The following is a 26989-nucleotide window of genomic DNA, read 5'->3' as shown; positions in this document are numbered from 1 at the left end:
CGTTAGTTAGTTCCGCGTTAGACTTCACTGCAAAGAAAATGAGCAGGAATGCTCGACTTAAAAAAAACGGCCCTGAACCGCAATGCGGTCCAGGGCCGTTTTGATTTTAAGAAAAAAAAGCCTTAAAAGGGACGCAGCACCCAGATGCCGCAAGGACAGGTATCGGCGCAGAAGCCGCAGGCAATGCACTTGTCGTCATCCGAGACATACTCATAATCCACCCCGTCCGGTCCGGGAACAATCTCCCGGCGGGAGATGGCACCGGTCGGGCAGATAGTCTCACAAAGGTGGCAGTCGCGGCAGGAGCCGCAACTCAGGCAACGGGCCGCCTGCTGATCCTCGGTCGCTCCCCGGTCGTTGACCGGGTCGTAATGGGCGAGGGTCAGATCCTCATATCTGATCAACCGTTGCCGGAACGGAACCCAGGGTTCGCCCTTGAAGGTAGCGAGCAGGAACTCGGCGGTCCGTTTACCCGCACCAAGGGCATTGGTCGCCAAGCCCGGCCGTTCAACATCGCCGACCGCGAGGATTTTGTCGTCGCTGGTCCGGCCAGCCTCATCGGTCTTGATCCAGGCCGCCCCTCCCACCTTAAGCACCTCCACCGTGTCCGGCAGAAAAGGCAGGCTGGGAACATCGCCGATGGAGATGATCACCGTCTGCGCCGGAATAAGGGTGCCATCGGCGCCAACCAGGCCCTCCGCCGTCACCTCGCGGGTCATGACCGGCCACTGGAAGGTGGCGCCCAGAGCCTCGGCCGACGCCCGCTCCTTACCAAAGGCAAGCGGCTTCTGGATATCGACCAGCACCACCTGCTCCGCGCCCAGCCGATAGGCCTCGGCGGCCACATCGCAGCCGACATTACCAGCCCCGATAATCACCACCTGCTTGCCGGTGGCCATGGGCTTATCACTCTTGGCCGCCTTGAGATAGTCGAGCGCGGGAATAACCCGCTCGTGACCGGGGAAAGAGAGGGTCCGCGGCTGGTGGGTACCCACTGCCACGACGACATAATCGAAGTCTTTTTTCAGCTCCTCGACCTTGTCTTTGCTGAGTTGCACCCCCAGGTTGACATGGAGGTTCTTGGTTTTGAGGAAACGGCCGATCTCGACATCCCAAACCGCCTGGGAGAGACGCTCCCAGGGAATAGTCTGGGCCAACTTGCCGCCTAGCTGGGTGTCGCGTTCAAAGATATGAGCCTCGACTCCGTTGAGTGCCAGGTGCCAGGCCACAGCCATACCGGACGGGCCACCGCCGATGATTGCCACCCGCTTACCGATGGCAGGCTTTGCCACCGGCGGCTCCACCGCCTGAACCGAGCGGCCCAAGACCGAGGCATCGATGGAGTAATCGATCTTCTCGCGCGAGCAGTTCTGGATACAGAGGTTCGGACAAATCGTGCCGCAAACCGAGGCCGGAAAGGGGGTATACCGCAGCAGCATCTCGTAGGCCTCATCGGTGCGGCCCTCACGAATCATGCGCAGACGGTCGATGGTCGGGATGTGGATGGGGCAATAAAAGGTACAGGGAGCCGCCGCGTCCCGATTGGCCCAGAAGGGCTTTTTCCGCCGGAATTCGCCGGTCTCGACCACACCGATGAGCGAACGCTCCAGTCCTGGCGCAATGTCGCGCAAGGGATCACCGCCGCCGAACCCCTGATCCCAGACCCGCCGGCGGAACTCGGCCATGGACATGGGACCGGAGAACATCAGGGCGCGCTCCTGCGGGGTGATGGCCGCCAGCACGTTCCACTCTTCGCGTACTGAAACGGTCTGCAATACATCGGACCGGTCAATCTTCTCGAGAAATTCGGGCAACCGCTCGCTCAGCCACTGCCATTCCTCGTCGCTCAGTGGGGTCAGCTTGGCGTTGGTCTTGGAATAGGAATCGTCGATGGGACCCCGGAAGAAGATCTTCCCACCGACCATACCGACGCAAGGCCGGTAGCCGAGCACATTTTTCGGGTCCTTAGGATTGATGCCGCACACCACGCCCAAGCCGCCGCAGTTAAATTCGGCAAAGGTGTCACCCACCGAACCGAGCACCCACATCTGGGGCCGCTCGTAGTCCGGATTCCATTTGGTCATGGTCAGGCCGCGAGCACCGATACTGCCGCCGATCATCACCCGGCCGCCGGCCATGGCGTTGCAGACGCCGTTGGTGGCATCACCCTTGACGATGACATCCGCGCCGATATTGAGGTAGCCGACGTCATCCGAGGCCGATCCCTCGCAGATGATGGTCGCGCCCTTCAGGCCCATGCAGCCGAGCCGTTGACCGGCGGGGCCTTTGACCCGGATGGTCAGCGGCTTCTCGACAGAACCAAGCCGCAAGCCGATGTTGTGCTGGCCGTAGGATTCGAGAATCAGTTCATCGGCAACCGCCGCCGCACCCCGAACCTCTTCCTCAAAAATCTTGGACGAGATCCGGTGGTTGTTGTCATCCCTGCCGCGGACAGTGAGTATGGTGTGCTTTGTTTCGCTCATTTTCAAAGGCGTCCTGTAATGAATCCTGACTAACAGATGTAATTGATCTGCAACCGTTCCGCGATGGCCTTATCGTCAACGCCGAGGGCATCGGACATGCCGATGGGCAGGCTCTGGGAGCGGCCGAGCGGCGCCATGATCTTCTTAGCTTCGGTGCGAATGGCCATGAAAACATCGGCCACGCGCTGGGCGACCTCGTCGGGATCAAGACGGCGATACAGTTTCGCGTTCTGGCTGGTAATGCCCTTGGGACAGAGACCGACGTTGCAGACATTGCAGCGGCCCATCTCGTTACCGAGACAGCCAGCGGTGGCCTGCATGATGTACTTGCCGATATGCACGCCGGAAGCGCCGAGCATGACCAGGGCCATGCCGTTCTGGGTGACGTTGCCGTTCTTGCCGATACCGCCGGCGGCGAACAGCGGAATCTCGTTCTGCCGGCCCTGACGGACCAGGTCGAGATAGCATTCCCGCAGGTTGGAGGCGATCGGGTGACCGGTGGCGTCCATGCTGACGTTGTAGGCCGCGCCGGTGCCGCCGTCGATACCGTCGATCAGCAAGCCCCCGGCATAAGGGTTGCGCACCAGGTTGTTGAGCACCGACTTAGCCGAGGTCGACCCGGAGATCTTAGGATAGACCGGCACCCGGAAACCGAAGGCCATGGACATGGTCTGGATCATCTTCATGACGCTCTCTTCAATCGAATACAGCGTCTGATGCACCGGTGGCGAGGGCAGGTCGACCCCTTCGGGTACGCCGCGCAGGCGGGCGATCAGTTTGCTGACCTTGAACCACATCAAAAGACCACCGTCGCCGGGCTTGGCGCCCTGGCCGTACTTAATCTCGATGGCGGCAGGATCACACTGCATCTCCGGAATGGCGCGGATGATCTCGTCCCAGCCGAAGTAGCCGGAGGCGATCTGGAGGATGATGTATTTAAGGAAAGGACTCCTCAACACCCAGGGAGGACAGCCGCCCTCGCCAGTGGCCATGACCACGGGGATGCCCAAGACCTCGTTGCAGTAGGCCACGCCCTGAAGCAGACCGAGCCACATATTGGGTGACAAAGCACCAAAAGACATTGACCCGATGATGAACGGAAAAATCTCCCGGGTCGGCGGGATCCACTCGCCGGTCATCTTGCGGCGGAGGAACTCCTCCGGCGTCAATACCCGACCGAGAATGGTGTTCATGTTGAATTCGTGGCGGCCGGCATCGAGCGCCGGATCGGTAAGCATCGAAATACGACCGAACGAGATACGGTCCAGCACGGTCTTGCCGGTGGCATTCCGCCGGCCACCGCGCTTGTGGGCATCGCCTTTCTGGTTGAGCAGAAAGGTGGCACGGTGCTCGTTGTCATTGACATGCGGCCCGATGGCCTCATTGGGACAGACTGAGGCGCACATGCCACAACCGATGCACCGTTTTTCGATGACCGTGTGTTGCCGGATGCCGGTAAAATGCCGGTACTCGTTCCCCCGTTTTTTCTGGAGAATATCGAGTTTTGGCATTCGCTGCCGGAGATACGACAGCGATATAGCCCCGACAGGACAGACGGAGGTGCACCGGCCGCAGAGCGTACAGCGATCCTCCCGGTGCTCAATGATCCAGGGAAGATCGTGGTAGCTTAAGCTGCTTGGGGAAGTGTAAATTGATCGAACTGAGACCATATTGTGAGTTCCTTTCGCTCGGGTGGAATAATGACGGTGTGCTCCCGCATGGGCTGAAAATCAAGGGAGGGATCGCGGTCCGGGACAAGGGCGTCGACGCCGCACATCTCCGAAGCGATGGCCCAGGCACCGGGGCGGCCGCCGACGGTTGCCGGCCGCATCTTCTTCTGATCCATCACCAGTATGCTGGTTTCATCGGGCAGAGTGCCGATAACAGCGTTGGGACCGTCGATAATCAGACGGCGGCAGACGGTGCGCAGCCCCTTGAGAAAATCGCCGTTGGGATGCACATTCAGTTCCTCGGTCTTCAGCGGGGTGATGACATGCTTGTAGAGTTCCAGCGGCAGCTTCAACTTCTTGGTCACATAGTGGAGGATATGGGTAAAAGTCTCGGAATCGCTGTGATAGCCGAGGTAGCCGGGGATGTCCTTGCCCAGCAACCACTCCTTGATCGGGACAAAGGCGGTGTTCTCACCGTTGGTCATAGTGGCAACGCCCTGAATGAAAAAGGGATGACAGGCATAGAGATTGATACCGTAGTTGGTGTTCTGCCGACCCTGGGCCATGACCACCCGGGCCCGGAGGCGTCCATCTTCGAGGCCGAGGGCGTCGCCGACCTCCAGGGGCCAACCAACCTCCTTGATCATCACCACGTCGCGATACAACGAAAAAACGGTAATGTCGCCGCCATGGGCCTCGCCGTCCCTCCGGATGGCCAACCGCACCTGCAGCAGGTGATCATCGATCTCTTCCGGAGCAAGTCCCGCCCACTGGTCCGGCATTTTGTAGACGCGAACCAGGTAATTGAAACGGTCCTTGGCCTCAATCAACTGGGGCCGCCGTTCAAATTCGTGCACGTACTTGACCTGGAAACCCTGACTGCCCATCCAGTCGGTCAGACGGTGGAAAGCAGCCTCGGTGTGAGCAATACCGGAGAGGACGACATGATGGGGTTTGAGTTTGAAATCTTCGAATTCCACCCCTCGCAGCAGCAAGCCAAGACCACTGCCGTCATAGCCTTCCTGCATAGCCTCCATGGCGGTGAGGACTTCATAGGGTGAAAAGGGTGTATCTGCGCTTTTGAGAGCTAATCGGCACATGAACGGCTCCTGAAAGGTCGATCGTGGTCAGAAGGACACAATTACGAATAAAATACGACAAAAATGTATATTGCTGCGCGCTATCGTACGGGCAAAATCACAATATTGACAATGGATGCGAGGAAAAGCATTTACTGAAAAGGGGAATGGTTGTCAAGAGCAAAGGCCCCTCGACCGGAAAGCGACGAACAATCGAAGGGGCGCCCGCCGAGGCAGAATAAAAATAAGGGGAATTACTTGCCGAGGATACCGGTGATGTCCTTGGCTTTAGCGAGCGTTTCCTTGACCTCGGTGATCTCCTTGACCACAGGCAGGCTTTTCTTGAGGTCGGTTTGAGCCTCTTCAACCTCACCCAGCCCCTTTTTGAAGGAACCGAGGGCCTTGCCGAGACCGGCACCGATTTCCGGCAGTTTCTTGCTGCCGAAAATGAGGAAGGCAATCAACAGGATAATAATCAGCTCAGGGGTACCAAGTCCAAACATTGCAGCCGCCGGGGTGGGGGTGAAAAAGGGGGAGAGGAAGGATCCGTTCAGGCTTCCTTGTCTTTGTCCTCGTCAAGGGCCTTGGGTTCATTCTCCTTCTTGGTGGCATCCTTGAAGTTGCGAATACCCTTGCCGATGCCGCTACCGATTTCCGGCAGTTTGCCCGCACCGAAGATAATGACGATAATAACAAGAATAATAATAAGTTCAGGCATTCCGAGTCCGAACATGGCGACACCTCGTGTAGAATGAGTACAACAGAATGAAAGGAGCAGATAATAGCACTCCGGCTAAGCGCCTGTCAACCGTCATTGCGGCTTTGGCGAAACCCAGCCCCAATCTCGGCGGCACGGGCCAGGATCGCTGGCTCATCAAGGGTCAGCAGGCGGCGGTTCCGCATTACCAACCGGCCATTGATCACCGAATGAATAACGTCGCTGCCACGGGCGGCATACACCAGATGGGACACCGGGTGGTAGAGCGGCGTCAGGTGTGGCTGGTCGAGATCAAGGACAATGCAGTCAGCTTTCTTGCCCGGCTCCAGACTGCCGATCAGGCTTTCGGCGCCCAATACTTTGGCCCCCCCGAGGGTGGCGACGTGCAGGGTGGTGGCGGCGCTCATGGCAGTCGGGTCCATCCGGTCGACCTTGTGAATCTTGGCCGTGGTGTTCATCTCGCCGAACATATCGACATCATTGTTGGAGGCACTGCCGTCGGTGCCGATGCCCACAGCGATTCCGGCTTCCAGCATCTGCACCACCGGGGCAATACCCGAAGCCAGTTTCAGATTCGATTCCGGACAGTGGGCCACCTTGACGCCGCGTTTGGCCAAGAGACCAATCTCGGCGCTGGTGAGCATGACACAATGATCCGCAACCACATGGGGACCGAGCAAACCCAAGGCCTCGAGGTGTTCCACCGGAGTCCGGCCATAGCGCTCCCGGCAGGTGCGGACCTCCTCTTCGTTCTCGGCGAGATGGATCACATACAGCGCGCCTTCCTCCCTGGCCATGGCGCCCAGACGTGTCAGCAGATCGGGTGAACAAGTGTAGACCGCATGCGGATCGAGGGTGATGGTTACCAGCGGGTGGTTGCGGTAACGGTCCATCAGGTTTTGGGTATAGGCAAAACCATTCTCCAGCTCCCCGTAGTTGGGTGAGGGAAAATCATACAGCACCTCGCCGATCCAGGCACGCATCCCGGCCTCTTCGACCGCCCGGGACACATCGCCGGCAAAGAGATACATGTCACAGAACGAGGTGGTACCGGATTTGATCATCTCGCAAAGGGACAGCAGTGTCCCCTGATAGACCAGATCACCGGTCAAGGTCGCCTCTACCGGAAAGATATAGTCCTGCAACCACTGCATCAGCGGCAGGTCGTCGGCGAGCCCCCGGAACAACGACATGGCGGCGTGGGTATGCACATTGACCAGGCCGGGCATGATCAACCCATGCGGCTCGACAAGAATCGTCGCGCCGGGATACCGCGCCAGCAGATCACTGGCTTTGCCGACTGCGAGGATGGAGTCGCCAGCGATGGCTAGCCCCCCGTCCTCGATCAGCGACTGCTCCCTGTCCATAGTCAGCAGATAGCGACCGGTGAGGATGAGGTCCGCCTGCTGGGCGCTCATGGTATCAGCTCCGCCAGAAGGTTGATGACCAACTGCTGCAGGCGCGGTCCCGCCTTGCGGGCTGCCTTGATGATCTCGTCGATACGGATCGGCTGAAAATGGTCCGGATCATTGACGTTGGCCACCACCGAAATTCCCAGAACCCGCATTCCCGCATGGAGGGCCACCAAAATCTCCGGGACCGACGACATGCCCACGGCGTCGGCACCGATCATCCGCAAAAACCGGGTCTCGGCAGGCGTTTCCAGACTTGGTCCAGGGACGCAGACATAGGTGCCGCTGACCACTTCGTTCAGCCCCAGCCGCTTGGAGATCCGCTGGGCAAGTTTGCGAAATGCGGGATCGTAGGCGGTCGAGAGGTCGGGGAAACGCGGCCCCCAGCCTTCGACATTGGGTCCGCGCAGGGGATTATCGCCCAAGAGGCTGATATGATCATCAAAGACCATGAGGGTGCCGGGGCGAAAGGTTGGATTGAGGCCGCCAGAGGCATTGGTTATGATGGCCGCGCTTGCACCCAAGAGCGAAAGCACGCGGATGGGGAAGGCCACCTCGCGGGCCGAATAGCCCTCATAGCAGTGAAATCGCCCCTGAAGGATAGCCGTTCGTTTGCCGGCCAGTTTACCGACCACCAGATTCCCGGCATGGCTGGTCACGGTGGAGCGCGGGAAATGGGGTATCTTCTCATAAGCAAGGGTGCAGGTCTCCTGCATGGCTCCAACCAGCTCCCCCAAGCCGGTGCCCAGTTGAATAAGCACCTCCGGCGGCTCAGGGATACGCTCCCGCAAAAAGGCAACCGCCTCCTCCACCTCGTGCTGGTGCAGGGCCATATCAATCATTGATCACACCCCCTCGACGCAAACTTTTTCGGTTATTGCAAGGCGTTGGCGGCCACAAAATTCTTAATCTCAGTCATCTCAGCATCCAGCACAGCACAGCGGCTCTCCCGGTTCTCCAGGTCTGCCAAGGCCGGTGGCAGGGGCGGCTCGCTGCCTATGGCCCGGGTGACGGCAGCACCGAACTTAGCCGGATGGGCGGTGGCCAGGCAGACCACCGGCCGGTTCGGATCGCGAAGTTCCAACGCTGCCTTGACCCCGACCGCCGTATGGGGGTCAAGCAGATACCCGTGTTGCCGGTGAAAATCACCGATGGTTGCGATGGTTTCCTCCTCAGAAACCGAACGTGAACGGAAATCGACCGCCACCTGCTCCTTGAAAGTGGAGAGATCAAGGATCCCGGTGGCAGCAAAGCCTTCCATGTCCTGCTTGACCTGTGCGCCGTCTTCGCCCCGGAGGTAGTAGAGATAGCGTTCAAAGTTGGAGGCGATCTGGATGTCCATGGACGGACTGCTGGTGGCAATGACCTGGCCCCGGGAATAATCACCCTGGGTAACAAACCGGGTCAGGAGATCATTGGCATTAGTTGCCAAAATCAGGGTATGGATACAGCCGGCGGGCAGCAGTTTCCGGGCCACATAGCCGGCGAAGATGTCGCCGAAGTTGCCGGTGGGCACGGAAAAATCAACACTAGAGCTCCCCTGTTTCCGCAGTTTGAGATAGGCGTAGACATAATACACCACCTGGGCCAAGACCCGGGCCCAGTTAATCGAGTTGACTGCACCCAACTGGTAGAGGTCCCGAAAGGCGAGATCATTGAAGATCGTCTTGACGATACTCTGAGCGTCGTCAAAGGTGCCGCGCACCGCAATGTTGAACACGTTGGGATCAAGCACCGTAGTCATCTGCAGGGCCTGGATCGGGCTGGTGCGGCCGTGCGGATGAAGGATGAAGATATTGATATTGTTCTTGCCGCGCACCCCCGCAATGGCGGCGCTGCCGGTGTCGCCCGAGGTGGCGCCGAGGATATTCATAAAGCCACCGGTGCGGGCCAGTACATACTCAAACAGGTTGCCCAGCAACTGCAGGGCCACGTCCTTGAAAGCCAGGGTCGGGCCGTGAAAGAGTTCCAGAATATAAACATCGCCCTGTTTGCAGATTGGGGTTACCTGCGGGTGGGCAAAGGAAGCGTAGGAACGCTCGACTAGATCCTCAAGATCAGTCGCCGGGATATCGTCGATGAACAGCGAGAGAATTTCGCGAGCCAGAGACTGGTAGGGCAGGTGCTGCCAGCTGTCGAGAACAGCGGCGTCTATCGTCGGCAGGGTCTCGGGCAGGAGCAGCCCTCCGTCCCTGGCCAGGCCCATCATCACCGCATCCTGAAATCCCAGGGGCTCAATCCCGCCCCGTGTACTGATATAGCGCATACTCGTGTTCCTTTCCGTTAAACTGTGGCTTTTTCAGGCCCCAAGTTGTAGTCGGTAGTTTTTTGGCTCATAGACCTAACAGGTGAAGATTCTCAGACTAGTAAACTCACGCCTTCCATCTCGGCTGGAATTGGCAATTCCATCAGGGTCAGGATGGTTGGGGCAATATCTTTGAGTGCCCCGCCGCTGCGCAGGGTTCGATGCTCGTATCCCTCGGATGCCACAATAAAGGGCACCGGATTGAGGGTATGGGCGGTGTAAGGTTCGCCGGTCTCCGGGTTGACCATCATCTCGGCGTTGCCGTGATCAGCGGTGATCAGCATGATCCCACCACGCTCCTTGACGACCTGAAAAATCCGACCGACGCAGCGATCCACGGTCTCGCAAGCGGTCACCGCCGCCGCCATCACCCCAGTATGGCCGACCATGTCGCCGTTGGCAAAATTGAGAATGACCAGATCGTAGGGAGTGCCGGATGCTTCCCGTTCGGCCAAGGCCCTCAACAGGGTGTCGGTCACCTCCACCGCGCTCATTTGCGGTTTGAGATCATAGGTGGCGACATCGCGGGGAGAATTGATCAGCATCCGATCCTCGCCCTGATAGGGCACCTCATTGCCGCCGTTGAAAAAATAGGTGACATGGGCGTATTTCTCCGTCTCCGCGATCCGCAACTGCCGCCGCCCATGCCGGCTGATTTCCTCGCCGAGAATACGGGTCAGGCTGACCGGTGGAAAGGCGATGGGGAAGGTAAAATCGGCCTCGTATTCGGTCATGGTCGCCAACTCCAGCAACCGGGGCCGGCAACCGGCAGCAAAACCGGAGAAATCGGCATCGCTGAAGGCATGACAGAGTTCCCGCACCCGGTCGGCGCGGAAGTTAAAAAAGATGACCGCGTCGTTGTCCGCAATCCGCCCCACCGGTGCGCCCTGGTTATCGACCAGCACAGTCGGGGCGATGAACTCATCGGTCTCGCCTCGCCCGTAGGCTGCCTGCACACAGGCTACCGCATTCGTGGCCGTCGCCCCATCACCGCAGACCATAGCATCCCAGGCCTTTTTTACCCGGTCCCACCGCTTGTCCCGATCCATGGCCCAGTAGCGTCCGGAAACGGTGGCCACCCGGCCCCGCCCGATGCGTTCCATGGCCACCACCAACTCCTCAATGGCGGCAAGGCCGCTGGTGGGCGGCGTGTCCCGGCCATCCATGAAACAATGGACGTAAACCGCCTCAACCCCCTTGGCCGCCGCCATCTCAATCAGTCCGATCAGATGACGGATATGACTATGAACACCGCCATCGGACACCAGCCCGCAGAGGTGGAGACAGGAACCCGCCATCCGGACCTTGTCCATCACCCGGTTGAACACCGGGTTAACGGCAAATTCACCTAAATCCACGGCGCGGTTAATCCGGGTGTAATCCTGGTAGACGATCCGGCCAGCGCCGATATTGAGGTGGCCGACCTCGGAGTTGCCCATCTGACCCTCCGGCAGGCCGACCATGCCATTGTGGGCGGTGAGCGTGGTCATGGGAAAAGTTGCGCTTAACCGGTCCATGTTCGGGGTATCGGCAACCGTCACCGCGTTAGTGGCGGAAGGCGCACCAATCCCCCAGCCATCAAGGATGGTGAGGATAATCGGGACAGGAGCGGGCATTACAAACCTCCTTGACTGTTATTGCTGCGAATCTTCGGGCAGCAATTCATCCACGTCGATCTTGGTGGCATCGTGCCACAACCCCTCGAGATCGTAAAAGCTGCGGTTTTCGTGATAAAAAACATGCACCACGACATCGCCGAAATCAAGCAGGACCCATAAACCCTCGCGCAATCCCTCGCTGTGCTTGCTGCTGACCCGCTTAGCGCTCAGTTCGCCTGAGATGGCCTCAGCGAGCCCCTGAACATGGCGGGTGGAACGGCCGCTCATGATCACGAAATAATCAGTAAAGGAGGCCAGGCCGCGTACATCAAGCACCACCAGATCCTCAGCTTTGGTATCCAGGGCGATACGGGTACAGGCCGCCGCCAGTTCCCTTCCCTCTTTTTCCGCATAATCTTTTTTTAAATGTCGCATACTTCCATAAATTATTAACTGGCTGTAGTGTAGAAGCACTGCACATTCCGCCGCCATTCGAAATGCATTCTTCTCCGGGACGGAGACGGGGTTCAGCCGTTGCCGGCGTCCTTTTCCGCTCCCCTTTTTCCCCTGGGGGGAAATTCAAAACTCAGTTTGCCCTTGGCGTCGAGCAGTAAAAAGGCATCAAAGGGTTTTTTCTTTTTAGATATAAAACCACCGATCAGTTCGGTGCGACCATCGGCCAGCAGCTGGCTGATATGCTCGCGGTCAAGCTGCCGACTGAGGATCACCTTGGAAATCCGCAAACCCTTTTTCTGATCGCCCTCGAGAGCCGATTCCGACAGGAACCCTGCAGGGGTCTCGAACACCTTTGTCCGGTCGATGGGTGATTCCCCCAAGGGCTCTTGGCGGCGGATCTCATCGAGATCAAGCTCGGCGGTGGAGTCGGCAAAGAGAAATTCCACCTTGGAATGGGCGATGTGGACAGAAGCAGTAAACGGCTTGCCCTTTTTCGAGCGGAAATCAGCAAAGGGCCCCAGAGTCTTGCCCTGAATCAGCTCGACGATCTCCTGCTCCTTCATCACCCGGCCACCCAACACCTTGCGGATCATCAGCTTCTTGTCTTCGGACTCAAAGGCCGAGGCGGTCTCGAAAAAACGCACCCCCTCTACCGGGGAAAAAGCGGCCTCGTGCCGTTCGCTGCCGCCGCCCTGCTTGACTTTGTCGACGATGGCGCCGGTCATAGCCCGGATTTCCTTCATGAACTGCGGCCGGGTCATGGTCCCCTTCAGGATCTGATTGAGCTTGTATTCCCAGTCGCCGGTCAATTCAGGGGAGGCCAGGACATCGATCTGCCGGGCTTCGAGCAGGCTCAACAACTCAATGGCCTTACCGGTGGGCACCAAATCCCGCTGCTCCCGGACAACGTACTTCTCGTTGATCAATTTCTCAATGATCGCAGCCCTGGTTGCCGGCGTCCCCAGCCCTCGCTCCTTCATGGCCTCGGCCAACTCCTCGTCTTCGATCAGCTTGCCGGAATTTTCCATGGCCGAGAGCAGGGTTGCCTCGTTGAATCGGGGCTGCGGTTTGGTCTGGTGCTCCTGCTTGTCGATTTCCTCGCATTGGACCACGGTTCCGGACGGCAGGGCCTGCAGCTCTTTGTCACCGTCTTCCTCGCTCACCGATCCGTAGATCGCTTTCCAGCCCGGTTCCACCAGGATCTTGCCTTCGGTGAGGAAGGTCTCGCCCTCAACCAAGGAAAGACGCCGGGTGTTATGATACACTGCCGGCGGAAAGAAAACGGCAAGAAAACGCTGAACAATCATCTGGTAGATCTTCAATTCCGGCTCGGACAGAGTTTTAGGCAGGCCGGCGGTGGGAATGATGGCAAAATGGTCCGATATTTTTTTGTTATCAAAAATCCGCTTGTCTTTTTTCAGATATTTCTTAGCCAGGGCCTCGGTGGCAAATTTTCCGTACTGCCACTCCCGCTGACGCATCACCACCTTTTCCACCGTGGGCAGATAGTCTTCGGGCAGGCAGCGGCTATCGGTCCTCGGATAGGTAATTAGCTTATGCCGCTCGTACAGGGCCTGGGCCAGGGAGAGGGTGTTCTTGGCGGAAAACCCGAAGCGGCTGTTGGCCTCCCGCTGCAAAAGGGTGAGATCATAGAGAGGCGGCGCGCCCTTGATCGCTTTCTTGCTTGTTTCTTCCACAGTGGCCGGCTTGCCGGTGCAGCGTTCGACAATCGCCGTGGCTGCCTGCTCTTCCCAAATGCGGTTGCGGCGGCCATGGGTCTGTTCATCGTCCTTGGCAAAGGCGGGATCGATCCAGACACCCTCGTAAAGAACCGGACCGCAGCCGAAACGGGCATGCAGCTCCCAATAGGTGGCGGGGACAAACTCGCGTCTCTCGGCTTCCCGCTTCACCAGAAGCGACAGGGTCGGGGTCTGCACCCGTCCGCAGGGAGTCTTGTGAAACCCGCCAAACCGGGAATTGTAACAGGTCAGGGCCCGGGTGGCGTTGATTCCGATCAGCCAGTCAGCCTCGGAACGGCACAACGCCGTATCCTCGAGCGGCAGCATCTCCTTATTATCTTTGAGCTTTCCCAATCCCTCGCGGATGGCGTCCAAAGTCATGGACTGCAGCCATAACCGCCGTATGGCCTTCCCCTCCACCGAGCGGTTGGTAGCCTGTTTAAGGATATACTTAAAAATCAGTTCGCCCTCTCGCCCGGCGTCACAACCGTTGACGATCACCTCCACATCCTTGCGGCGGATCAGCTTGGTCAGGGCATTGAACTGGGCCTTGGTGTCGGGCAACACTGCCAGGGGAAACTCCTCGGGCAGGATGGGCAGGTTATCCAGAGACCATTTATGCAGATCGGGATTGATTTCCTCGGGGTAGGCGATGGAAACTAGATGGCCGATGGCAAAGGAGACAACATGGTCGTCACTTTCAAAATGGGTTTTGGCCTTGGTAAATTTTCCAGGAAGGGCCTTGACGATATCAGCGGCAACGCTCGGCTTCTCGGCAATGATCAGTGTTTTTCCCATGTGCTTGCCGATGCAATCCTCATGTGTTCAAGTTGGTAAAAAAAGTCCGCAGGCTGGCATGCCAGCGATCCGGTTGCACCAGATAGCAGGGATGCGGGGCCTCGGGATAAATTTCTCGGGTGGCGTTTTGTATTTCGGCGAGCAGGGTGTCGCTGTTGGCCAGCGGTGAAATTTGATCCTTAGCCCCCCAGACGATATGGGTCGGTGCGGCGATGCCAGTCAAACCAGCCCGGTTTTCTTCAACGCCCACGGCACCGGCCAGAATCAATCCAGCAATCCACTGCGGATACTTGATGGCAAACTCCAAAGCAATCCGACCGCCCATGGAAGGACCGACAAGGACCACCCGATCAAGCCCCTGTTGTCTGACAAATTGTGCCAGCACCTCGACCGGAAGCGTCTCCGAGGCTGGGCTCTTGCCAAAACCGGGCATGTCCACGGCCAGCACATGTAACCCCAACCCGGCCAAAACCTCCAAAGTACCCAATTCCCGCCAGGTTTCCGCCTGAAACTTCATGCCGTGCAGAAGCACCACAGCCCTGCCCTTCGCCTCGCCACACTCCAGGCAATGCACCACACAGTCATCCAGATTAACTATTTTTGATGTTATTTCTAGCACTTCACACACCTCGCCTCAATATGTCTCCCAAAAGAACCTCATTCCCAAGGGGTGAATGCTGCACAGAAGTAAGCGACCCACGGCGCTTTGTCAACGATCTGAAGGGAATCGCAACTCATTTCAGAGCAAAGTTATAGTTAGACCTGGGGGTATCCGAAAAAAAAATTCTCCGGGTCATTGGCGCGGAGGAAGAAGAGACCTGAAATAATTTTCGCTTGACCGTTATGAAGAATAATTTTATTAGAAAATCAAAAAGTTAAACTAACATCCTACAACATTCTTCTCCAAGGTCCCCATGGCTCTTTTTCGCTGCAACAAATGTGGCCACCTCCAAGAGGTGGGCAACGATTACATTGGAAAATCGGCTAAATGTCCTCAGTGCCAGCAGACAGCTCCTATCTATGACACCGTTCAATTTGTCGAGAAAGTACTTGAAAAATACTTTAAACAACAAAAAGAATTACTCAAATTACAGCAGACGACAAATGAGGTGAATCTATTGGAGATTCAAGTAATCGACAAGCCTGAAGAGGAGTTCTTTTCTTTAAAGGATGTCGATATACTCAACACCACGGAACTGACGAACGATCACCAATATCTGCCCATCATCAAATGGTTTGCAACAAAACAGGTAAAGGTCACTGTTAATCCAAAAGAACTTGATACAACTGGATTCTTCGACGAAGTCGCCCTTGAGTTGGGAAATAATTATGAGATGTTAAAGGAGATTACCGATAAAATAAAACGTATCCAGAAAAAAGGATACACCAACATCAATTTCCCTCTCGCCCAAAAAAGCCAAAAACATTTGCAGGAAATCGTGAAATTCTGCGATCAACTCCATAAATACGCTTTTGTAGCAAAAAATTATTACCAGAAACAGGATAAACTTATCAAATTGACCTTACAAACAGCTCCAGCTATTGTCCAATTCTTCAATGGCGTCTGGCTCGAATGGTTTGTTTTTGTCAAGATGTTACACTTTCTCCGCGAGAGACAACTTTCATTCTCAGGTGCACGCAGTATAATTGTCACCTTACCCAACGAAGATTACCATGAACTTGACACCTTTTTCCTGATCGATAACCGTATACCTATTTGTATAGAATGCAAGACTGGAGAATTCCGTCAGGATCTTGACAAGTACTCAAAACTTCGCAAACGCCTCTCTGTAGACAAATCACAATTTCTTCTTTGTGTTGTCGGCTTAAGCGACGAACAGGCCCAAGGCTTGACGAGCATGTATGAGGTCACCTTGGTGAATGAAAAAACTTTTCTCCCCCATGTGGAACAACTGCTCCGCTAGCCCCATTGCTAAGTGTTTTCAAATTCCTAACAAATCAGAACCCATCAGTTTCGAACTTTATAATGTAGTCGCCGGGGGAGCAGCGGTCTTCGGCGGCACATATGCGCCACCGCTTGCTGCGGGTTTGGACCCAGTCCCTACCGCGTCAACAGCCTTCAATTCCGCCTCGATCCTGGTCAGGTTCCGCTGGACCTTGTCGGTCAGGCCTGATTGCGGATATTTTACCAGGATGCTCTGCAGCAAATCACGGGAGGAAAGCAGCAGTTTACGTTTTTCTTCGGAATCGCGATTATTGGAGGCGCGAACAAAAAGCTCAGCTGCCTTTTGTCGCATATCCTGAGCGCCCAGCTTGGAAGCTTCCTCTATCTGAGAACGTGCCTTGGCTTCATAAGGTGTTCTCGACAGCCTGTTGAAACGTTCAATTGCCTTGTCGTATTCTTTTGCTTGGATATGCGCCATGCCTTTATCGTAGTCATCCTGCAGGGATTTTTCATTGCCCACCGGCGATTGAGGCGTGACGACGGCCTGGCTCCCGCCCGCTGTCGATACATCGCCTTGGTGAGGGGTTCCACTGGGAACCTGCCCACCCGCAACGGGAGGATCGCCAGCCTTCCGTTCACCAGCCTGGGCCTCAATCCGCTTAATGCCCTGATTCAACTTGGCATCAGCCTGTTCCCTGGTGGTTTTATTAATAAGGTTAACATTGGACACCAAACGCGATGCCGGATAGGCAAGCATAAATTTGTCGGCCTGCTCAGCCACATTGTAGCCATCACGCTTGGGGGAATAAGCCAGATAATTTCTAAGCAAGGTAGCGTACTCTTTCATTTCCGAAGGGGCGGCGCCACCGGGTTGCAGGGCCGCAAGTTGCAGCCCAGCCCACTCTTCCTTGTGAGCCCCTTTCTCGATGGAGAGCCGAACAAGCTCCTCGTACTGTTTTCTGGCCTCATCATGAGATTCCAGAGCAAAATTAAGATCTGCACCAGTCTGCAGCAGTTGCAGCAACAATTCGTCCTGCCCTTTCTGCAACCGCATGCGAGCAAGCAGTTCTCCCAACACTTTCCGCGCTTCCGCCTCCTGATGATTTTTCAGCAGGGCTTGGCCGTATTGAAAGGTGGTCTCGGCGGCGGCAACCTGCCCCGGCAGTGAACCGGTTTGGGCATAGAGGTTGATGACCTGATCGTAGTCGCCGTTCTCAAATGCGGCTTTAATTTGGGGATCGGCCGGCGCGGCAGCCGCAGGCTGCGAAAGGGTCTTCAGCTCGACCAGAAACTTGCCGCAGCCGCTTTCAAGATAGTCGATATCCTGCTGATTGAGCTGCAACAGAGAATTGCCGGCGAGCAATTGGGCGGCCTCGACCTGTGTTTCCTGCTGCAGCTGCTTTTGGAGCGAATTGTACTCAAGGAGGATATGCTGCAGATGGGATCGGCATTCGTCTATCCTGTTCAGTTTCTCCTGCGGCAAAGCCAACAAAGCGGCCTTCCGTTCCACCTCCTTCCACTCTTCGAGCTTCTGCTCATAGGAGCGAATCCGGCTATTAATTGAACTCATCACCGGCATCATGACGTCCCGCCGGACCACCTCGGTAGCGGGCTGATCCGTGCGCTCCTGTCGAGTTGCGGCTTCCCGTTTTGCCCGGGCCTCATAAGGATCAATCATCCCGTTTCCGCCCGCACAGCCTGAAAGGAGAAGACCGCACAGACAGGAAACAATCACCAACGGTTTGAAAGAAGAATATATTGTAAGCATCATGATCATTAAATATGTGAGGAGGGAACGTTTTTAATACGCGGGGATACCGCAAAAATTATCGCTAATCCCCACGGGGCTTTTGCCTGCGCATCTCTCCAGGAAAATTTCAGGAGAGGTCGAGAAAACAACAACTCGCTGATATGGAAACTAAAAAAAGAGAGCTATCGGGATGGTTGCAACCAGTAATGGTCCCCCATCTCCCCATCCTGTTGTTGAAAAAAGCAAAGAATAAAGAGGGAAGATAGCAAATTCCACGCCACCGGACAATTTCTTTCTTGCGTCTTAAAGGAAAACATCACGACTAGGAAGGGCGCCTGGATCGACATCTCTTGGGCAGAAGGGTTCGGCCAGACGCCTCGGTGGGCTATCCTTGAACTAAAATATCGTCAGCGATTTTTCCAGAACGGCAGGAAAAGGCGCTCAGGCTCAAACCGGCCATTCGCGCCCACCGCGCCGAAACAAAGACTCGCAGGAGATGCTGGGGGGGTAGTCTGGCGTAGCCCGGTAGAGCCGCCCACCACCGCTCCCCCTTGATTGGGGGCCACCGGCAGAAACACCTGCTTGACGTCGGGGTATTGCAGGGCCAGCCCGTTGAAGGTCAGATCCACTGCATCGAGCCGGTCAGCGATTCTCTCCTCATCAAGAAGGGCCTGAGCAATAGCGCTCCAGGCTGGCAGGGCACCCACCGAACCGCTGACCCGGAAACCGCCTTTCACCATGGGAAGATTATTATCAAAGCCCGCATACACCCCGATGGTATAACCGCCCTCTAGGCTGACTCCCGATTGATCTTTTGCCAAAACGGGAACATAGCCGACAAAGGCGGCGTTGCGGTAGTCGTTGGCGGTACCGGTTTTCCCCAGAAGCGGGTAGGGCTGGCTCAGCTTAGCCAGGATTTTATTGCGGGCGGCATCGTCGCTGCGGAGCTGGACATGCTCCATGGCGTACTTGCCGGTGCCGTATGGAATGACATTTTGCAGGATGTTCCCTATGGCCGCGGAACTCTTGACATCAATCACCCGCGTCTTATGGACCTGCCGAGAGTAAACCACCCTGCCTTCCGGGGTTTCGATCCGCTCGATAAGAGCCGCTCCATCCGGATCCACACGCCCATCCAACTCGGATTCGGCTAGGGTGGGGGCATCGGCGGCGTCATGGCGGCTACCAGTGATGAGCGTCTCATACATACGGGTGATTTCCGCCAGAGAGACCACGTTGGACCCAAGCGGTAACGACAAAACCGGCTCAAAATTGCTATTGACCCCACATTCCTTGGCCAGCTGGACCAAGTACTGCATCCCAAGCATCACCCGAAAATCGCGAACCTCGCCAAGCACCTCCAGCGAATATAGCTTGTCCGGCCCTAACTTCTCCCGCTCAATCCGGATCTGGTTCTCCACCTGCTGCAGGGTCGTCGCTGCGATCATGCCGTCAAGCTGGACCTGTTCCCGCCAAAACGACTCGATCAGACCGGCATCAAGGGTGACGAGATGATCAACGATCTCCGTCGTGGTTAGGGTACGCCAGTTGGGCGGCGGGTCCTGCCGCAGCGTGAAGATAAAGCGGCCCGCCGAATCCCGGACCAGCCTGCCGCCGGAAGGAGGTGCCGATGCTCCTGGATTGTCAAAAACACTGTCCAAATCGAGCTGCTGCGGGGAGGCGGTAAGAGATTGCCGGAAGGCGAGCATGGCCGGGACAAGTGAACGCAGACCAAGAAAGCCGTCATACCGCATGCGCTCCAACTGGTTATACTCTTCGGTGCGGTTGTCAAAGACAAAGTCGGGCTTCAACGACCGCACCGCGCTGGCAAACGCGGCATGATCAAGGTATTGCCGGGAGAGAATAATACCGTAATTGTCCCGCATTCGCTCTTTATATCGCTGATAGTCCTCTGTTTTTCCATCCCCTGATCGCGGCGCCATGTCCACCTTGGCCGCCAGTTCCCGGATCATGGGCGGGGTTAAATGGTCGGTCAGGTGATACAGAAGCCAGACCGCGGCAACGTTTTCCGAGGTAACACCGGCCCAGCTTAACGACACCGAACTGAAGGGACTGTCGTGGTCCGGTTGCGGCGCATATGGCCGGTTCATGAAGACAAAGGAGTCCCGATTGTTACTGAGCATATCCACCGGACTCCAGCCTAGCTGCAGAGCCGCTGCAAACAAAAAAGTTTTGAAAGTCGACCCCATCAACCGCTTGGCCGTAGTGGCCCGGTTAAAGTTTAAATTCGACATCCCACCGCTCATGGCGCGTATGGCGCCCTCCTGCAGAACAAATGCGGCCCCTTCAACCTCTGGAAACTTTTCAAGATCGAGGAGCAGCTCTCCCGATTCGCCGACTCCCCGGACGCTGACATAAACCCGGTCTCCAGCCTGCAACAACTTGAGCAGGGCCTTACGATCCGCGGGCGATGCGGCAGAAGCCCCACGGCTGAATTTGGCGTACGCATCGCCCAACCGATTCAGGCCAATCGCATCAATAACGCCCACAAACCGGCCATCATCGAACTGCACCCGCACTTCCGCGCCTTTATCCCGGGTTTCGCTGATGGCCGCGATTATGCCAAAAACGAAACTGCCCGGGGTGTACTCTTCGTCCCCCGGATACGCTAATGCCTTGTACTCGGTTTGCACGAGGATGCGGTGGTAGCCACGCAAGCGGACATCAAGCTGGGAAAGGTGCTGGCGCAGGGCAAGCACTGTTTTCCCCTGAAGTTTGGGATCGAGTGAGGTGATGATACGGGCGCCGGAGGTAGAAATATTTGAGATACCGTTTTCTTCGAGAGTGTTAGCAATAAATGGGGTTTCCAATCCTTCCTTGACCAGATCCATGGCGGTGTTCTGGGCGAAAGACATTTTTCCCTGCTTGAAGATCAAATCCGCAACCTTCAGCTTGGCGTATTCACTTTCGCTGACCATACCGGCTTTTCGCATCTTACCAAGGACATACTGCATACGTTCATCCCCCCTCTGCCTGACCTCGGCGGCATTGGCCGAATTTTTCTTGAGAAAGGGGTTGTAATAGTTCGGCCGCTTGACACTGCCGGCAATGAAGGCACATTCCAAAAGGGTCAGATCTTTGGGATCCTTATCGAAAAAAAAGCGGGCTGCCACTCCGAGTCCATGCCCGTTGCCGCTGACAAAAAACTGGTTGGTATAAAACTCGAGAATTTTTTCTTTACTGTACTTGCGTTCAAGTCGAAGGGCATAGAGCAACTCCTTGACCTTTGCCTGAATGCTGCGCGATTCCCTTTTAAACAGGTTCTTAGCGGTCTGCTGGGTGATGGTACTGCCGCCCTGAACCACCTTTCCCGCCTTGAAGTTAACGAGCATGGCCCGGACGATACCGGGAATATCCAAACCAAAATGGCTGAAGAACTGATCGTCCTCGGCAGCAATCAGTGCATTGATAAAAGTAGGGGGGATGTCCTTGTAGGGCAGGTATTGACGGTGAATGCCCTCAAACAACACCCCCAACTTCGTCTGTCCATCTCGATAAAAAACCGGACTTTCACGCCCGAGTATTTCGTTGATGGAGGATTCTTCAAGCTCCGGAGCCGGAACGACCGCAATCAAGTAATAGAGCCCTCCTGCACCAAACGCAGCGGCAAGCAAAGAGAAAAGCACAAGTGAAACAAAACAATATTTAAAAAATTTCATCATAATTTCGGGGTATTCATGACGATGCGATTGCTAACTAGAACAAAACTGAATTGTTCAAATTTAAAACGACAGCACTTCACGTTTCCTTGAAAAACATAATCATTTCATATTATTAAGAATAAACTATCCCTTCATTCAATAAAAGCGCTCAATAACGTGATGAGGTTTTTATCATGTTCAGAAGAAAAAGTGCGTTTTTTTTCACTGTCGCCAAATGCGAACGCCCCATCTGCCCTCTGATCACAAACCCGCCCGCCTTAGATCATCATGTCCCTACAAAAAACGAAAGGTATTCAGACTAAATTTCCTATATAAAATTTTAAAAAACAAATAGTTATACCAACAAACCCGACAAAGTGACCTGCATGAAAAATGCGTCGATGCATCTTCCAGAATAAAGAAATCGGAAAACCGGAAAAGACACTTTTCATTGCGAAATGGTAAGCTAAAAATCGACTCTCCATGAGAGCAAAACAACGGAACCAGATACTTTTGCTTGTCATTCTTTTTGTTAAAAGTTAAAAAGAATCATCGCAACGTCACATCTTGTGTTCACTGTATTGTTGATTGCACAAAAACAATATCATTTCAATGCAATATAAGGTTGCACAACCTCACTATTCTCTATGAAAATATTGCCCAAGCTGCTGACCCACTGTCTAATCGCATTTATTTTCCTTTCACTTTCAGCCTGTTCCTCACACAACAAAAAATCGGCACTCCAGCAGTCCAGTTCCCAGGTTGTGTCCACCGACTCCGGGGATGAAGAAATCTCGTCAGCGGAGCCCGAGGAAACGGCCCAAGAGGAATTGGAAGCCCTGAACGAGCCCGGCGCTTGGGAATATGGGGCCAACCAGACCTACTCTCTAGAAAAACTCGGAATCGACCCCTCCAAATACGATTTCCCCATCACCGTCAACAAACAAGTTCTCTACTACCTTAGCTTGTTCCAAGGGAAACAAAGAAAAAGTTTCAGCTACTGGCTGGCTCGTTCCTCCATGTATCGACCCTATATTGAGGCCGAACTGAAAAAGGCCGGTCTCCCCTTGGACCTTGTCTTTCTTGCCATGATCGAATCCGGTTTCAATCCATCAGCTTACTCTCCAGCTAAAGCTTGTGGCCTCTGGCAATTCATAGAAGGCACCGGAAGCAGATATGGTCTAAAAATCGATTCCTGGGTTGACGAGCGCCGGGAACCGGAAAAGGCAACCAAGGCTGCCACTCGTTATCTCTCCCAGCTCTATTCACAATTCGACGACTGGTATCTTGCTGTTGCGGCGTACAATGCCGGCGAGGGAAAGATAGATACAGCCATGAAAACATTTAATGCCAAGGATTTTTGGGAAGTAGCCAGTTCCGAGGGTATTTTCATGGAAACCAAACGGTATGTGCCCAAATTAATTGCCGCCATCATCATTGCCCGTGATCCAGAAAAATACGGTTTTTCAGACATACCCTACAAAAAACCGCAGGAATACGAGACAATCAGCATTCCTGGCGGGGTCAATCTCGAAGCTGTTGCCGCCACCGCTAACTCATCGATAAAGGAGCTACGCGCACTCAACAACGAACTGAGAAAAAATCAAACGCCACCGAAGCATAAGGACTATGTCCTGCGGATTCCCCTTGGCACCAAGGACCTGGTGGCGAGCAATCTCGGCAAATTGCGCCCGGTCACCACAATCGACTTTGCCACACATACAGTGAAAAAAGGTGAGACCCTGGCTGCTATCTGCAGCATGTATAACATTAGCAGGATAACCCTGCTCAAGGCGAACAACCTCAAAACCGCACAACTTTCCCAAGGCCTTCGTCTCAAAATCCCATCAACAGCTACCAAATACGTCCTCCCCAAAGACGGGCAGTCACCTGAAGAACGTTTGGCTAAGACTGACAACAATAACAAGCAGCAACAGGTGGTGCAGCATACGCTGAAATCAGGAGAGACGCTGGAGACCATCGCCAAACAGTATCAAGTACCGGCACGCAACATTCTGCAGTGGAACAAAATTTCCAGCCTGAGCATGGTAAAAAAGGGGCAGCAGATAACCCTTCATCTTGACCGACCGACTCCGGAGGCAGCTGCAGTAACAGCAAAATTTTCCCAAGCCGTTGTAAAAATCGCCGCTGAACTCAAGCAAACTGCGCAAGTGCCCACTCTGGATGCGACCAAGAAACGGAGCGCGACCAAGTCTCAACCTGAAACCATCGCAGCCAAACAATCTGTTGCAGCCGCAAAAAAGGAGCTGCCGCCCACCTGGTATGTGGTGAAGAATGGCGATACCCTCACGACCATAGCCAGAAAATTTCAAGCCTCTCCTCAGAATATTCGCGACTGGAACAAACTCAGCAACAACACCCTGCAGACCGGCAATAAATTGATTATTAAGAAAGCGTGAACACGCGCTCCTGGCAGGGGCAAACCTTGCCGGGAGCCTCCTCTCCCATACCCCACTTTGGTCTCCCCCCTGTGTACCCTGTCTGCATTCAACAATATACCTCCTGCTTGCTCAAGCCGCTAATCATCTCTATTGTTGTTAAACAATATAAGGGGAAGCTTCTCCAATGACCAAGACTATTCTGATCGCCGGTGCCACGGGATATATAGGCCGAAGTATGGAAAAAGCCCTTCGCCTTCTGGTGCGCAACGCTAAAAAACTCACCTCCAAGACACCCACCTGCATGCCGAAATCGTCGAAGAGGCACCTTTAGCCCCCCCCCCCCAGCACCCCGCCAGGCGCTTACCGGTGTAGATACCACCACATACCTCATCCACTCCATGGGAACAGGCAAGGATTTCAGCCGCGTCGACCGGATCTGTGCCAAAAATTTTCTCAACATCTGCCTTGAGCAAGGCGTGCGGAACATTATTTATCTGTGAGGGCTAGGGCTCTGGGAGTCCGCTTCGGCCCATCTGGCCAGCCTCATGGAGACCGGCAAAATCCTCGCCAGCAACCCTGGTCATATTCGAACCATCTGGTTTCGAGTTGGTGTGATTTTGGGATCCGGCAGTACCAGCTTTGAAAACATCCACCACCTGCGCCCCTCTTGCTCTTCCCCTCGCTCAGGAGCGAAGATTTCATCCCTTTTCCCGCTAAAGTGGAGTACATTGCCGCAATATCTGCTTCCTGGCAATTTTTCGGTCAACACTCAATATGACGGTAGCTGCTTTCCCTTTCTATCACTATCCCGAAGATGTCACCCTCATCAATTGGGACGGCAAAATCATCCTTCTTGTCGGAACTGCTCATATTTCGCAGCAATCGACTGATCTGGTCACGCGGGTAATCGAACAGGAACGGCCCGATGCGGTCTGCGTTGAATTGGATGAAAAACGATACACATCGCTTTCGAGGCAAAATAACTGGGGAAATCTGGACCTCAAACAGGTGGTGCGCAACAAACAGTTGGCCACCCTCATGGTCAATCTGATACTCGCCGCCTACCAGAAAAAACTAGGCGGGCAACTAGGGATCAAGCCCGGAGCCGCGTTGCTGGCCGCCGCTCGGACCGCCGAACAGCTGGGCGTCCCGATCGCCCTCTGCGACCGCGATGTTCGTGTGACCCTTCGCCGCGCCTGGCACGCTACTTCGTTTCTCAAAAAAGGATATCTGCTGGCGGCGCTCTTAACCTCGCTCTTCGATAAGACCGAGCTAGAAGAGGAAAAGTTAGCGGCAATTCGACGCAAGGATGTCCTTTCCCAACTAATCAACGAGTTGGGAACTGCCCTACCGCACACCAAAGAAGTGCTGATCGACGAGCGGGATATTTTCATGGCGGAAAATATCAAGAAAACACCGGGCCAACGCCTGGTGGCCGTGGTCGGAGCCGGTCACATGGAGGGCATCAAACGGGTCATCTCGCAGAATAACAGCAGGCTGATTGAAACGATCAGTCTCGTCCCACCGGTGGGGCGATCGGGGAAAATCCTGCGCTGGCTGGTTCCCGGCCTGATCGTACTATCACTGATCCTGATTGGGGTGCTGCAGGGGACGGTAGAATTTACGGCCAACGCTATCTACTGGATCATGGCCCACGGCATTCCCACAGCCGTAGGCGCCCTGATGATTGCCTTGGCCCACCCGGCGACCACTGTTTCCGCGCCTTTGCAGCCTCGCCGGTGACCAGTCTGTCGCCGCTCATTGGCGCGGGATACGCCTGCGCCTTTATCCAAGTCATGTCCAGTCCACTGATGGTGAAAGAATTCGAAGTTGTAAGCAAGGATATCGTTCCCTTTAAGGGCTGGTGGCACAACAAACTTCTTCGTATTTTTCTTGTTTTTCTTCTCACCACCGTGGGATATACAGCCTGGGTACATGGATCGGCGGCTATCGAATTTTCAACACTCTCTTCAACTAAACACAAACAGCAGGAACCTCTATCCCTCTTATCACAGTAAGGTATCACTCCATGGACGAACCAATCGAATTAGTAGTCGAACTGACCAGTGGACAGAAAAAAGCATTGCGCGGCATGGGACACCACCTTGAACCGGTGGTCTATGTGGGCAAGGAAGGATTGTCCCCTACTTTGCTCAATTCCACCCAAGCTGCGCTCCAAGCCCATGAACTCATCAAAATCAAGCTCGGGCAGAACTGCCCGATTGAACGGAATAGCGCCAGTGAGGAACTGACAAAGAGCACCGGAGCTGCGTTGGTGCAGATCATCGGCAGGATGATTCTTCTCTATCGACCCAATCCGGATTTGCCTGAAGGAAAACGGATACCCCTCTCGTCCCGGCCCCAGAATCGAGGGAAGCGCTCAGACATATAAGAAGATCAGGTACGGAAAGTGTAAATTGTGTCCTGTGGGAAAAACGGCCAGAAGCCTTTAGAACGGGAAAGTGGAGGAAAGCGCTCCCGTTACCCCGGTCTGGCAGATCGCATTCCGGGGTAACGGTAAAAAAGCGGGGACAATCAGAGGTCGCCCCGGTCAAACAGGTCGCGGCGATCTTCGACAAACCAATGGATGAATTTTTCCAGTCCATTCTGGATAAACCGATCAAAATCCCAAGGGTCGTCCGATAACATTTTTCGACAATCGCTTCGGATAGCATAAGTATAGGCCTCCTCGCTGGTGCCATCGGACAGGGCCACCTCGACAATGACCCGTTCATATTTATCTCCCTCAAAGGCATCAAGTTTCTCCATAGCCTTTTCGTCCAGCCCCCAATAGAGTTTGCCGGAAACAACCGCATCCTCCTGGCGAGTGATTCCGGGATACTCCGAGTCTCGCACACGAAAGCGGGCCCAGTTGTTCAACGTAGCTTCCTTGCCCACAAAGGCCTGGCCAGTGACGGCCTTCATCACAAGTGGCGACTGCAATGTTCCATAACAAAATAACGCTCTTTTATCCATTATTCCACCTGCTTGGTCGTTCGATTTCTTTTGAT

General features: G+C 55.0%; 21 protein-coding genes. 6 read left to right on the top strand and 15 right to left on the bottom strand.

Annotated features, from left to right (window positions below; all coding sequences use genetic code 11):
* Positions 1–122: 122 nt before the first annotated feature.
* The 12 genes from ACHZCX_RS16255 to ACHZCX_RS16200 all read right to left on the bottom strand — a co-directional run bounded on the left by ACHZCX_RS16255 (position 123) and on the right by ACHZCX_RS16200 (position 14877).
* On the bottom strand, positions 123–2483 hold the full coding sequence (locus tag ACHZCX_RS16255) for an FAD-dependent oxidoreductase (protein ID WP_319588246.1): 2361 nt from the start codon (positions 2481–2483) through the stop codon (positions 123–125).
* Between the two features lie 29 nt (positions 2484–2512).
* The gene (locus tag ACHZCX_RS16250; RefSeq protein WP_319588245.1) at positions 2513–4153 is read right to left on the bottom strand and encodes a glutamate synthase-related protein; all 1641 of its coding nucleotides are present in this window, start codon (positions 4151–4153) and stop codon (positions 2513–2515) included.
* Entirely contained in the window at positions 4111–5253 is a 1143-nt protein-coding gene (locus ACHZCX_RS16245; protein ID WP_319588244.1) for a glutamate synthase, read from the bottom strand. Before ACHZCX_RS16245 ends, ACHZCX_RS16250 begins: the two co-directional genes overlap by 43 nt.
* Before the next feature lie 233 nt (positions 5254–5486).
* Entirely contained in the window at positions 5487–5735 is a 249-nt protein-coding gene (gene tatA / locus ACHZCX_RS16240) for a twin-arginine translocase TatA/TatE family subunit (protein WP_319588243.1), read from the bottom strand.
* 47 nt (positions 5736–5782) lie between these two features.
* Complete coding sequence (tatA, locus tag ACHZCX_RS16235; RefSeq protein ID WP_319588242.1) at positions 5783–5965, bottom strand: twin-arginine translocase TatA/TatE family subunit; 183 nt, start codon at positions 5963–5965, stop codon at positions 5783–5785.
* A gap of 71 nt (positions 5966–6036) precedes the next feature.
* Positions 6037–7368 (bottom strand): amidohydrolase, encoded by a 1332-nt coding sequence (locus ACHZCX_RS16230; RefSeq protein WP_319588241.1) that lies wholly within the window; start codon positions 7366–7368, stop codon positions 6037–6039.
* Complete coding sequence (locus ACHZCX_RS16225) at positions 7365–8204, bottom strand: purine-nucleoside phosphorylase (protein ID WP_319588240.1); 840 nt, start codon at positions 8202–8204, stop codon at positions 7365–7367. The genes ACHZCX_RS16230 and ACHZCX_RS16225 overlap by 4 nt, the downstream gene beginning before the upstream one ends.
* 32 nt (positions 8205–8236) lie before the next feature.
* The gene (gene thrC, locus ACHZCX_RS16220; RefSeq protein ID WP_319588239.1) at positions 8237–9628 is read right to left on the bottom strand and encodes a threonine synthase; all 1392 of its coding nucleotides are present in this window, start codon (positions 9626–9628) and stop codon (positions 8237–8239) included.
* Between the two features lie 92 nt (positions 9629–9720).
* A complete protein-coding gene (gpmI, locus tag ACHZCX_RS16215; RefSeq protein ID WP_319588238.1) occupies positions 9721–11283 on the bottom strand; it encodes a 2,3-bisphosphoglycerate-independent phosphoglycerate mutase in 1563 nt (520 codons plus the stop codon).
* Positions 11284–11301: 18 nt separating this feature from the next.
* Positions 11302–11700: a ribosome silencing factor gene (gene rsfS, locus ACHZCX_RS16210; protein WP_319588237.1), complete on the bottom strand. Its 399-nt coding sequence runs from the start codon at positions 11698–11700 to the stop codon at positions 11302–11304.
* Positions 11701–11792: 92 nt separating this feature from the next.
* Positions 11793–14258, bottom strand: a complete 2466-nt coding sequence (locus ACHZCX_RS16205) for a DNA topoisomerase III (RefSeq protein WP_319588236.1) — start codon at positions 14256–14258, stop codon at positions 11793–11795.
* Between the two features lie 19 nt (positions 14259–14277).
* Positions 14278–14877: an alpha/beta hydrolase gene (locus tag ACHZCX_RS16200; RefSeq protein WP_319588235.1), complete on the bottom strand. Its 600-nt coding sequence runs from the start codon at positions 14875–14877 to the stop codon at positions 14278–14280.
* Positions 14878–15172: 295 nt separating this feature from the next.
* Between ACHZCX_RS16200 and ACHZCX_RS16195 the strand changes: the two genes are divergently transcribed.
* Positions 15173–16183 carry a hypothetical protein gene (locus ACHZCX_RS16195; protein ID WP_319588234.1) on the top strand — a complete coding sequence of 337 codons (1011 nt, stop codon included), beginning with the start codon at positions 15173–15175 and terminating at the stop codon, positions 16181–16183.
* A gap of 57 nt (positions 16184–16240) precedes the next feature.
* On the opposite strand, the gene ACHZCX_RS16190 is transcribed toward ACHZCX_RS16195, so the two are convergent.
* Both ACHZCX_RS16190 and ACHZCX_RS16185 read right to left on the bottom strand, forming a co-directional pair.
* Positions 16241–17842 carry a hypothetical protein gene (locus tag ACHZCX_RS16190; RefSeq protein ID WP_319588233.1) on the bottom strand — a complete coding sequence of 534 codons (1602 nt, stop codon included), beginning with the start codon at positions 17840–17842 and terminating at the stop codon, positions 16241–16243.
* Between the two features lie 479 nt (positions 17843–18321).
* Positions 18322–21510 (bottom strand): transglycosylase domain-containing protein, encoded by a 3189-nt coding sequence (locus ACHZCX_RS16185; protein ID WP_319588232.1) that lies wholly within the window; start codon positions 21508–21510, stop codon positions 18322–18324.
* Positions 21511–22340: 830 nt separating this feature from the next.
* Here ACHZCX_RS16185 and ACHZCX_RS16180 point away from each other — a divergent pair.
* The 5 genes from ACHZCX_RS16180 (at position 22341) to yhbY (ending at position 26370) form a co-directional block, all read left to right on the top strand.
* Complete coding sequence (locus ACHZCX_RS16180; RefSeq protein ID WP_319588231.1) at positions 22341–23996, top strand: LysM peptidoglycan-binding domain-containing protein; 1656 nt, start codon at positions 22341–22343, stop codon at positions 23994–23996.
* A gap of 166 nt (positions 23997–24162) precedes the next feature.
* A complete protein-coding gene (locus ACHZCX_RS16175) occupies positions 24163–24309 on the top strand; it encodes a hypothetical protein (protein WP_319588230.1) in 147 nt (48 codons plus the stop codon).
* A 443-nt stretch (positions 24310–24752) separates the two neighbouring features.
* A complete protein-coding gene (locus tag ACHZCX_RS16170; RefSeq protein ID WP_319588229.1) occupies positions 24753–25721 on the top strand; it encodes a TraB family protein in 969 nt (322 codons plus the stop codon).
* Entirely contained in the window at positions 25718–25996 is a 279-nt protein-coding gene (locus ACHZCX_RS16165; protein ID WP_319588228.1) for a hypothetical protein, read from the top strand. Before ACHZCX_RS16170 ends, ACHZCX_RS16165 begins: the two co-directional genes overlap by 4 nt.
* An 11-nt stretch (positions 25997–26007) precedes the next feature.
* Positions 26008–26370, top strand: a complete 363-nt coding sequence (gene yhbY / locus ACHZCX_RS16160) for a ribosome assembly RNA-binding protein YhbY (RefSeq protein ID WP_319588227.1) — start codon at positions 26008–26010, stop codon at positions 26368–26370.
* Positions 26371–26513: 143 nt separating this feature from the next.
* Here the strand turns inward: yhbY and ACHZCX_RS16155 are convergent, their stop codons facing one another.
* On the bottom strand, positions 26514–26954 hold the full coding sequence (locus tag ACHZCX_RS16155; RefSeq protein ID WP_319588226.1) for a gamma-glutamylcyclotransferase family protein: 441 nt from the start codon (positions 26952–26954) through the stop codon (positions 26514–26516).
* Positions 26955–26989 lie beyond the last annotated feature (35 nt).

The sequence above is a fragment of the uncultured Desulfobulbus sp. genome (genome assembly GCF_963662935.2).
GTDB lineage: Bacteria > Desulfobacterota > Desulfobulbia > Desulfobulbales > Desulfobulbaceae > Desulfobulbus.
The sequence above is the reverse complement of the archived record's forward strand: the minus strand, read 5'-3'. Positions and strand labels throughout refer to the sequence as shown.

Excerpts from the sequence above, each read along its gene's own strand:
- ACHZCX_RS16255 (WP_319588246.1), bottom strand. The coding sequence starts at position 2,483 with ATGAGCGAAACAAAGCACACCATACTCACTGTCCGCGGCAGGGATGAC.
- ACHZCX_RS16250 (WP_319588245.1), bottom strand. The coding sequence starts at position 4,153 with ATGGTCTCAGTTCGATCAATTTACACTTCCCCAAGCAGCTTAAGCTAC.
- ACHZCX_RS16245 (WP_319588244.1), bottom strand. The coding sequence starts at position 5,253 with ATGTGCCGATTAGCTCTCAAAAGCGCAGATACACCCTTTTCACCCTAT.
- tatA (WP_319588243.1), bottom strand. The coding sequence starts at position 5,735 with ATGTTTGGACTTGGTACCCCTGAGCTGATTATTATCCTGTTGATTGCC.
- tatA (WP_319588242.1), bottom strand. The coding sequence starts at position 5,965 with ATGTTCGGACTCGGAATGCCTGAACTTATTATTATTCTTGTTATTATC.
- ACHZCX_RS16230 (WP_319588241.1), bottom strand. The coding sequence starts at position 7,368 with ATGAGCGCCCAGCAGGCGGACCTCATCCTCACCGGTCGCTATCTGCTG.
- ACHZCX_RS16225 (WP_319588240.1), bottom strand. The coding sequence starts at position 8,204 with ATGATTGATATGGCCCTGCACCAGCACGAGGTGGAGGAGGCGGTTGCC.
- thrC (WP_319588239.1), bottom strand. The coding sequence starts at position 9,628 with ATGCGCTATATCAGTACACGGGGCGGGATTGAGCCCCTGGGATTTCAG.
- gpmI (WP_319588238.1), bottom strand. The coding sequence starts at position 11,283 with ATGCCCGCTCCTGTCCCGATTATCCTCACCATCCTTGATGGCTGGGGG.
- rsfS (WP_319588237.1), bottom strand. The coding sequence starts at position 11,700 with ATGCGACATTTAAAAAAAGATTATGCGGAAAAAGAGGGAAGGGAACTG.
- ACHZCX_RS16205 (WP_319588236.1), bottom strand. The coding sequence starts at position 14,258 with ATGGGAAAAACACTGATCATTGCCGAGAAGCCGAGCGTTGCCGCTGAT.
- ACHZCX_RS16195 (WP_319588234.1), top strand. The coding sequence starts at position 15,173 with ATGGCTCTTTTTCGCTGCAACAAATGTGGCCACCTCCAAGAGGTGGGC.
- ACHZCX_RS16190 (WP_319588233.1), bottom strand. The coding sequence starts at position 17,842 with ATGATTGATCCTTATGAGGCCCGGGCAAAACGGGAAGCCGCAACTCGA.
- ACHZCX_RS16175 (WP_319588230.1), top strand. The coding sequence starts at position 24,163 with ATGACCAAGACTATTCTGATCGCCGGTGCCACGGGATATATAGGCCGA.
- ACHZCX_RS16170 (WP_319588229.1), top strand. The coding sequence starts at position 24,753 with ATGACGGTAGCTGCTTTCCCTTTCTATCACTATCCCGAAGATGTCACC.
- yhbY (WP_319588227.1), top strand. The coding sequence starts at position 26,008 with ATGGACGAACCAATCGAATTAGTAGTCGAACTGACCAGTGGACAGAAA.
- ACHZCX_RS16155 (WP_319588226.1), bottom strand. The coding sequence starts at position 26,954 with ATGGATAAAAGAGCGTTATTTTGTTATGGAACATTGCAGTCGCCACTT.